9 protein-coding genes are annotated in these 8,286 nt (G+C 31.3%); all 9 read right to left on the reverse strand.

All coding sequences use genetic code 11. The features are described 5' to 3' along the window. From ACVRZD_RS01160 to cpsA, 9 genes are read right to left on the reverse strand one after another with little or no spacing between them, the layout of a single operon-like run. A complete protein-coding gene (locus ACVRZD_RS01160) occupies window positions 1-957 on the reverse strand; it encodes a glycosyltransferase family 2 protein (protein WP_037627052.1) in 957 nt (318 codons plus the stop codon). After that, window positions 923-2,062, reverse strand: a complete 1,140-nt coding sequence (locus ACVRZD_RS01165) for an O-antigen ligase family protein (RefSeq protein WP_037627054.1) — start codon at window positions 2,060-2,062, stop codon at window positions 923-925. Before ACVRZD_RS01165 ends, ACVRZD_RS01160 begins: the two co-directional genes overlap by 35 nt. Next, window positions 2,059-2,565 carry a glycosyltransferase gene (locus tag ACVRZD_RS01170; RefSeq protein ID WP_037627056.1) on the reverse strand — a complete coding sequence of 169 codons (507 nt, stop codon included), beginning with the start codon at window positions 2,563-2,565 and terminating at the stop codon, window positions 2,059-2,061. Before ACVRZD_RS01170 ends, ACVRZD_RS01165 begins: the two co-directional genes overlap by 4 nt. Further along, window positions 2,565-3,014 (reverse strand): PssD/Cps14F family polysaccharide biosynthesis glycosyltransferase, encoded by a 450-nt coding sequence (gene pssD / locus ACVRZD_RS01175; protein ID WP_037627070.1) that lies wholly within the window; start codon window positions 3,012-3,014, stop codon window positions 2,565-2,567. Before pssD ends, ACVRZD_RS01170 begins: the two co-directional genes overlap by 1 nt. Window positions 3,015-3,027: 13 nt before the next feature. After that, window positions 3,028-4,422 carry a sugar transferase gene (locus ACVRZD_RS01180; protein ID WP_037627059.1) on the reverse strand — a complete coding sequence of 465 codons (1,395 nt, stop codon included), beginning with the start codon at window positions 4,420-4,422 and terminating at the stop codon, window positions 3,028-3,030. A 12-nt stretch (window positions 4,423-4,434) separates the two neighbouring features. After that, window positions 4,435-5,157 carry a tyrosine-protein kinase gene (locus ACVRZD_RS01185; RefSeq protein WP_037627061.1) on the reverse strand — a complete coding sequence of 241 codons (723 nt, stop codon included), beginning with the start codon at window positions 5,155-5,157 and terminating at the stop codon, window positions 4,435-4,437. 10 nt (window positions 5,158-5,167) lie between these two features. Then, window positions 5,168-5,860, reverse strand: a complete 693-nt coding sequence (locus ACVRZD_RS01190) for a Wzz/FepE/Etk N-terminal domain-containing protein (protein ID WP_037627063.1) — start codon at window positions 5,858-5,860, stop codon at window positions 5,168-5,170. Between the two features lie 8 nt (window positions 5,861-5,868). Continuing rightward, window positions 5,869-6,600, reverse strand: a complete 732-nt coding sequence (cps4B, locus tag ACVRZD_RS01195; protein WP_037627064.1) for a capsular polysaccharide biosynthesis protein Cps4B — start codon at window positions 6,598-6,600, stop codon at window positions 5,869-5,871. Beyond that, window positions 6,601-8,070 (reverse strand): LCP family glycopolymer transferase CpsA, encoded by a 1,470-nt coding sequence (cpsA, locus tag ACVRZD_RS01200; protein ID WP_037627066.1) that lies wholly within the window; start codon window positions 8,068-8,070, stop codon window positions 6,601-6,603. Window positions 8,071-8,286: the final 216 nt, after the last annotated feature.

Here is an 8,286-nt window from a genome sequence, read left to right on the forward strand (position 1 = left end):
CTACCCCATTTTATTAAAAATTGTTAAATAAATTTTTGGATGTATTTTCATTAAAATAACCGCAACAAATTGTTTAAAATCCAAAAAGTTGAATGCATTCCAAGTAGGATAATTTCTAATATCATTTAGTAATCTTTCGTACTCTTTGTGAGTCTCCATACCTGCATTATTAAGCATCATATACCGAATAACTTTTGTCTTTTCATGGATAGTATGTGCCCTAGCAAACACTTTCAATTCCATGTCGACAAGACTTTCAATTTTTTCAGACAAAACAATCGTATGGAAAAATTTTGGCGAAAACACCGTGTTCATAGCTGAATTATTATGAATAATATACTTACAAAGCGTCTGTGAAGTATTGATATAAATCTTTTTTGAATTTTGCAATGCTAGAAAAGTAAAAAACATGTCTTCACCCACAATGTATTTTTCATCAAAATGAAAATTTTTTATTATTTCTGTTCTAAACAGTTTATCAGATAATGTATTTTCAATGGTATTTCCCTTCAAGAAAGCTTTAAGAGCCAAAGATTTATCCGTGAATATACTTTCAAAAGACTTTCTTTTTTTGTATTCCAAACCATTTTTTACAAATGAAAAATCAGTCATAGAAATATCAGTATCGTAAGTTTTACTATAACCTAGAAGCGTCTCATACAAAGTATCTTCTGCATAATCATCTGCATCAAAAAAAGCAACATATTCAGTATCAACACAACCCAACCCGGCGTTTCTTGCAGAAGAAACACCGCCATTTTGTTTATTGATTAAAATAAAATTATGATATTTATGAGAAAAAGATTCACAAATTTCTTTACTCTCATCGGTAGAGCCATCGTTTACTAAAATAATTTTTAATTTTTCAAAAATCGTCTGTTTTACAAACGCATTTAGAGAATTTTCTAAGTGTTCCCCCGCATTATATACAGGAATTATAACAGAAATTTCTATCATTTTTTTCAGCCTTCCTTGTATTATAGATTATTTCATTATTTAATATACATAAAAAAATAATTAAGATGGATGATGTAAATAAATTGTGAAAGCTTGATAGAGCAATTAAAATAACTACTTTCCAATTAATATGCTTTTGATAAGTTAATGATATAACTAAAAGAAAAAAACCAAAAATCCCATATTCCACAAACCACATTAAAATATCCTGATGCAAAGGGTATGTTTGCAAATTAAGGCCTAACAAACGAGGTACAACTTGACTAGTATAGCCTGCCCCTCTTCCAATAATATAGCGAATTGGATTTTGTTTTATTTCATAAAAAAAATACTCAATAACCATTTTTCTAGAGTTACTACTTTCAATACCATTCTCACGTAATTTAATATTTACCAAAAATGTTAAAAATATTACTATAAAAAATAGTAATACACCTCCTAAAAAGAGCAACTTACTCTGAGCTGAAAAGCGAGCAGTACCTTTTATTGGCAAATAGATGAGATAATAGAATATAAAAAGTAAAAAAACGAAAAATGTAGATCTACTTTCAGTTAAAATAATTGAAACAAGGCCTAAAGAAGTAAACATTACTTTTAAAAAATATGCAATCTTCTCAGAATCCAATATTAAAACACAAGAATATAGAATGATGAGCGAAAAAATAGTTGGTGATGTTGAAAAAAAACCTACAACTCGCTGAACTCCACTTAATTTTTGATAAGTAGAAAGAATAAACCCAAGAATCAGAATAAATATCCAAAAATAATTTTCTAATCTTATCTTGCTTTCAGAAATCAAAATAATATTGATTAACATGATAGTATAGAAAAAAGAAACATACGAAAAATGACCAAAATATAAGACGTATCCTATTAGTGTTAAAAAAGATAAAACATTAAAATAAGAAATTTGTATCCGTTTTAGATTTACTACAGAAAAATTTAAGACAGAGATAATTAATGTTGTAAAAGCGACTGTTAAATTGTGATATCCTGTAGCATTAATACCATTATATAAGAACTCACATATAAGAAATAGAAAAATAAAAAAATTAAAGAGATGAAAAAGAGATTGTATTGAAAGTTTATATCTATTGATTTTCATACCTTCTCCTTAAATAAATCGTCAATAACATTTTTTAAATTTGAGACAAATGAATTATTAGTTGATGGAGAAAACTCACTAATCTTTTTATTTTTCAGTTGCTGATTAATATTCCTTTCCAGTTCAGAGACTTCTTCAATAAAAATTAGATGATAGGTTCCAGATAACTTTAGTTTTTTTAAAAAATCTAACTGATGATCATTTACGTGTTCGTTATATTTTTTTAGTCTCGGAACAATAATAGGATTTTTATTTTTACTGATGACATTCATATAAGTTGATGGTCCACCGTGTGTTATGACACAACTTGAGCGACTAATAAAATTTTCCATTTCCTCATAAGAAAGAAAATCTACCCAGTCACAATTCTTAGGGATATAATCACTAAAACCTTTTTGAATAAAAACTTCTTCTTTTACTATTCCTGCGCCTACCAAGTCATCTATTTTTTTTATTAATCTGTTAAATTGTTGTTCATGTGTACCAACAGTAATAAAAATCATTAAAATATCCCTCCAATATTTATTGCTTTTGGATAAACTTTTTTTAAATCTTCCCATTGTACAATAAATCTATCAGCTACTGGATAGACTAATCTACCTGTCAAAGTCGGTTTATCATACCTGTCAAAAACCTCAATGTATATTGTTTTCGAACCTGTCAATTTTCCAACATAAAAGAAAGGTACCGCTACTGCTGCCCCAGTAGAAATAATTAGATCCGGTCTTTCTTTAACGAGTATTTTGATAGCTAACCAACTATTTTTAACTAAATTGATGATATTTCTATTTGTCGGAAAATAACAGAAATATTTTTTTTCATCTTTTAATAAACTAATAGCATCTGGTTTATTGAAAGTCACCCAAAAGCGTTCTTCGTCCTTCCATATTGTTTTGAGAAGATGAAGATGTGTTAAATGACCTCCACTAGAACCTACTAAGCAAATTTTCATTTTAAAACCTTTCCTATTTAGCACCATCTCCAAAAACAACAACTTTAATAGTTAATAACAAAATTTTTATATCTGACCAAATGGTCCATTCATTAATGTACTTAACATCCAAAGCTACAATTTCATCGAAATTGGTAATATTACTTCTTCCAGAAACTTGCCATAATCCTGTAATTCCTGGCTTAAAGCTTAACCTTCTTTTTTGTTTCGGAGAATAGTGGTTATATTCATCGAGGGTAGGTGGTCGAGTTCCAACAAGACTCATATCCCCCTTCAAAACGTTATAAAATTGAGGTAATTCATCAATACTAGTTTTTCTAATAAAATGTCCAACTTTAGTTATTCTAGGATCATTGTCCATTTTAAACATCAAGCCATCCATTTGATTTTTAGAAATGAGATCTTTTTTCATTTTGTCAGCATCGATATGCATTGACCTAAATTTATAAAAATTGAAAATTCTGCCATTTCTTCCAACTCTTTTTTGGACAAATATAGCAGGTCCGCCATCACATTTAATAGCAGGTACAATAAAAATTGAAAAAACTAGACATATAAACAGTCCAATTATTGCTCCAAAAATATCAATAGTACGTTTTGCAAAAAGATGTGAATATTTATGAAACTTAGTTGAAAAAGTAATGACACTATAGCCATTAAAAGTTTGAATTTTCTTGTCTCCTATACTTTCAAAATCCAAAGTATCAATATTTACATTTACAGTAATTCCCATCAACTCTAAGTTTTCAATCATATTTGGAATATCATATATATCATATTCTAAAAGAGGTAGGTTGATAAAAACTTGATCCACAGCAAGTTTTGTAATTATTGAAAAGAAATCTTTATAGTCAATCATCAATATTCCATCATTACTGTTTAGTGAACTTTCAGAATAATCATAGTCTAATACACAAAAACCTACAAAATTAATTTCTGAACTCTTTTTAAACAACTTCAAGTTTTCAGCATGACGTTTTTTATTGGTTATCACTATAACTTTAGGAGAGTCTACAATTCTAAGATGGGCATATTTAAGATAGCATTTTAAAATGATATCTATTGTATATAGTAAAATAAATATAAATATTAAAAAGATAAATGTTGAATATCTGGAAATACTACTACCTAACTTAAAAATAAAGAAAAAAAAGGTTAAAACTAAAAGATAGTAAATACAGTATTTAATCGTTAGTAAAAATTCTTGTAAAAAGCCCCTAACTTTAAAGTTCTTATAAAATTCAACCATATTAAAAACAATCACATGAGTAATTAGCACTATTAAAATTTCAAAATTTTTGTCAACGTTTGTTTCAACTAAAAGAGAGGTTAAAAATAGAGCAATTAAAATCATGATCGATTGAACAATCATAACAAAGAGTCTATGAATTTTTTCTTTTTCTTCCATTTTATACCATTTCTATTTTTTTCGACTTGATTTTTTCTTTCTCTTACTTTTTCCATAATCACCATAGGAACCGTAACTACCATAGCCACCATAGGAATCAATGGTATCTTCTACTTTATTCAAAATGACACCTAAGAATTGTACACCACTTTGTTCCATTTGATCTTTAGCCTTTTGGATAAAGCGACGCTTAATAACTCCAGCTTCTGTGACTAAAATAGTTGCATCGGCTTTTTGTGAGATAATTGCTGAATCAATAACAAGTCCAATTGGCGGCGTATCAATAATAACATAGTCAAACAATTCTTTAACCGTATCAATCATAAAGTTGAAATTGCTATTTTGTAGGAGTGTAGTTGGATTTGGCGGTACTTGTCCGGATGGGATAAGCATCATGTTGGGAATATTTGTGTATGAAATGACTGCAGATAACTCTGCATTTCCTGATAGGTAACTAGACAGACCTTCATACTTTTCATTTGCCTTAAAGGTTCCAGACATGACTGAATTACGGATATCCGCATCAATCAACAGAGTCTTAAAGCCAGCCTTGGCAAAGGAAATAGCGAGATTGGTTGACGTTGTCGACTTCCCTTCAGCCGGTTGGACTGATGTCAGTGTAATTACTTTTAAATGACGACCGCTAAATTGGATATTTGTTCGAATGGAGTTATAGTACTCTTCCGCAATATCATAAAGATTCTTTTTACTTTTAACTAATTCTAACTGAACCATTCTAAACCTCTTACATCTTATTTGTATTTGGGACAATACCAAGTAAGGTCATCCCAAGAACTTCTTCAATATCTTCCGGACGTTTAACACGGTCATCCAATACTTCTTTGATCATTAAGATGACAATTGTTAAAAATGCACCAAATAAAATCCCGATTAAGGTATTCCGTTTAATGTTTGGTGAAGAAGGGTGACTTGGCATCGTCGCTTTTTCAAGTGGTGTCACATCTTGAACTTTTGTAACAGATTTAATTTTTTCAGAAGCGACATCGCGAACAGAATTGGCTAAATCTTTTGCAACTTGCGGATCATTATTAGTTACAGCGATTGAAATAACTCGTGTGTCTGCCGGAATTGTCACTGAAATCATTTTACTCAATGCTTCAGGGGTTGTTGAGATACCATAATTAGCAATAACGTCTTTCATGACATCACGAGAGGTAATGATTTCTTTGTAGTCGTTAACTAATAAACCACCAGCTTGCAAATCAGTTGCTGTTAGATTAGCTGCTTGTTGTGTTTTGTTTAAGACATAAATACGAGTTGCCGCAGTATATGATGGTTTAATCAAAAAGACACTTGATAGCAAGGCTAATGTTCCAAAAAACAAAGCAATAAAGGTAATCAGGAACTTTTTAACCCATAATTTTTTTAATAAACTCAGTACATCAATTTCCATTGATGCATTTTCCATGTTAGTCATACATTCTCCTATAAAAATTCATTTGCAATCAAACTTGCTGCATTCTCTTCGAAAAGGTTTCTAGCGCGTCTTGTCCCATATTCTTTTTCAACAAGTTGGTAGGCTTGTTTCATATAGGGTGGTCGTTTTTTTAGATTATGCATGTCACTTGCTATGCAATGGACTAAGTCATTATCTAAAAAGTATTTGGCACGTTTTTTGAAGACCTTAAGCTTGTCCCCAATTAGCTTTGCTTTCAATACATGTGCACTGTTAACTTGTGTGTAACAGCCCATATTAATGAGCTCTTCAACGCGACTCTTGTTAAATTCTAAAGCATTGTAACGCTCGATATGAGCAATAATTGGTGTAATCCCTAACATTAACACTTGGGATAATGCCGAATGGATATCCTTCCACGGGGTCATCATACTAAATTCAATTAGTGCAAAGCGTGTATCGTTCATTCGTGGAATTTCATTATGTTCAAGCTTAGCCAGAATATCCGCAGTGAAATAAAGCTCTCCTCCATAAAGTAAGGTTAAATCTGGGAACTTCTCTGCTGCTTCCCTTTTAACATGCATAAATTTATTATATATGTCATCTTCAGGCGTTTCGAACATTCCTTTTCTACGATGTGATGTTGATACAATCGTACGAACACCTTGTTTATAACTTTCCTCAAGTAACGATAAACTTTCATCTATTGTTAGCGGACCATCGTCCACATCAAAAATGATGTGGGAATGGATATCAATCATTTAGTTCCCCTCCATAGTATTTTTTATGGCTTCTTTTGCTGCTTCGACACTCTTCTCATCAAGTTTTAACATATAGAGAGCTGATCCTGGCATAGCATATGATGGTAATTCTCCTGTAGAACCTGTCCCTGTAACAGCTTGTGATGTCACAGTATATGAGGATCTATCAGCTACCTGTGAATTAGCAATTGTTAGTAGTTGATTTAAGGACAAATTAGTCTGTACAGAATTTTGTAACCCTGACACAATTGCTGTGAACTGTGATGGTGATTTAATTGACGCTAGTTTTTGAATAACTGCTGATATCACCTTCTCTTGATTTTTACCGCGGTCGTTGTCACCACCTTGAAGTGAATATCTTTCTCTAACGAAGCCTAGAGCCCTCTCAGAATTCAATTTCACATTTCCTTTAGGAAAGACATAATTTCCATGGTAACTAGTAAAAGCTGTATCATTGACAACTTCAATCCCACCAAGTAAGTCAATTAAATCCATGAAGGTCGTAAAATTAATTCTTGCATAGTTAGAAATCTTAATGCCGTAGAGATTTTCTAGGGTTGCCATAGAGGTCTCTACACCATAGATACCAGCATGGGTTAGTTTATCGTACTGGTCAGCTCCTCCGCCAGGGATTTTTACATAAGAATCACGTGGTGTTGTTGTTAATAAGACCTGATGTGTTTTAGTATTAGCCGTCAAGATAATATTAACGTCTGAACGAGAAACTGTCGAAATTGGTCCATAGGTATCAATCCCACTAATATAGACATTAATCACATCTTTATTGCTTGATGTTGGAGTTGTCGACTTGATTGCTTTTTTAACCTTATAAGTATAAATCGTCTTTAGTTTATCTTTATAGTTGCTATCTGCTTGTTCAATCAGTGGTCCATAAGCACTATTCAATACCATAGCTTTTGAGGAATCAGCCATCAGGCTATCGTAGCCATCTTTGTATGAGGCTACTTTATTTGTTGATAAATTTGTTTTTTTAACCTCTTTGATATGCTTCAATAAGGCACTAATGTTAGAGTGATCCATATCAGTAGGTGCTTGAACTTCTTTTACCTCTGAAATAGATGTTACTTGACTATCCTTTGGAACCACAACTGACATTTCCACTTCTGAAAACGAAGCTGTCTTGTTAATTTTGGCCGTAAAGTCAATTGTTGATTTAAAGGCAAATAAGGTAAGTGCCAAAATAAGATTAGCAAGTATAAGACTGATCATTGATAAAATCTTTGCCTGTTTTTTAACAATTAGTATCAGCCAAAGGATAAAGAAGAAAAATAAGATCCCAGCTACTACAAGGTTTAAGTGATGAAAAGCAAGGAAGTTATAAGTGTACATCATAAATGTAACAATGAGTGAGAGAACTGTATATAGCATTAACAAAGCACTATTAATAATGTTAAAACTTGTAGCTCCTTTTTTCGTAGAACTAGCTCTACTTCTTGATTTTGATACCATTTTAGTCACCAAGTCCTTTTTATACACAAAAATATAGAGTAATTATAACATTTTTTTACCTTTTTTGCAATTTGTGATTATTAAGAAAACACGCCTTTCGCATGAAAACTTTCTCCTCACCTTTTTGTGCCCTCACATCTTTTTTGAAAAGATAGCTTTTTAAATGGGTCATTTTCTTACCCTCTGTTTCCAAATAATTGTTCCAAGTAATCTTCC

This window comes from Streptococcus hongkongensis (assembly GCF_053206145.1).

Excerpts from the sequence above, each read along its gene's own strand:
- ACVRZD_RS01160 (WP_037627052.1), bottom strand. The coding sequence starts at position 957 with ATGATAGAAATTTCTGTTATAATTCCTGTATATAATGCGGGGGAACAC.
- ACVRZD_RS01165 (WP_037627054.1), bottom strand. The coding sequence starts at position 2,062 with ATGAAAATCAATAGATATAAACTTTCAATACAATCTCTTTTTCATCTC.
- ACVRZD_RS01170 (WP_037627056.1), bottom strand. The coding sequence starts at position 2,565 with ATGATTTTTATTACTGTTGGTACACATGAACAACAATTTAACAGATTA.
- pssD (WP_037627070.1), bottom strand. The coding sequence starts at position 3,014 with ATGAAAATTTGCTTAGTAGGTTCTAGTGGAGGTCATTTAACACATCTT.
- ACVRZD_RS01180 (WP_037627059.1), bottom strand. The coding sequence starts at position 4,422 with ATGGAAGAAAAAGAAAAAATTCATAGACTCTTTGTTATGATTGTTCAA.
- ACVRZD_RS01185 (WP_037627061.1), bottom strand. The coding sequence starts at position 5,157 with ATGGTTCAGTTAGAATTAGTTAAAAGTAAAAAGAATCTTTATGATATT.
- ACVRZD_RS01190 (WP_037627063.1), bottom strand. The coding sequence starts at position 5,860 with ATGACTAACATGGAAAATGCATCAATGGAAATTGATGTACTGAGTTTA.
- cps4B (WP_037627064.1), bottom strand. The coding sequence starts at position 6,600 with ATGATTGATATCCATTCCCACATCATTTTTGATGTGGACGATGGTCCG.
- cpsA (WP_037627066.1), bottom strand. The coding sequence starts at position 8,070 with ATGGTATCAAAATCAAGAAGTAGAGCTAGTTCTACGAAAAAAGGAGCT.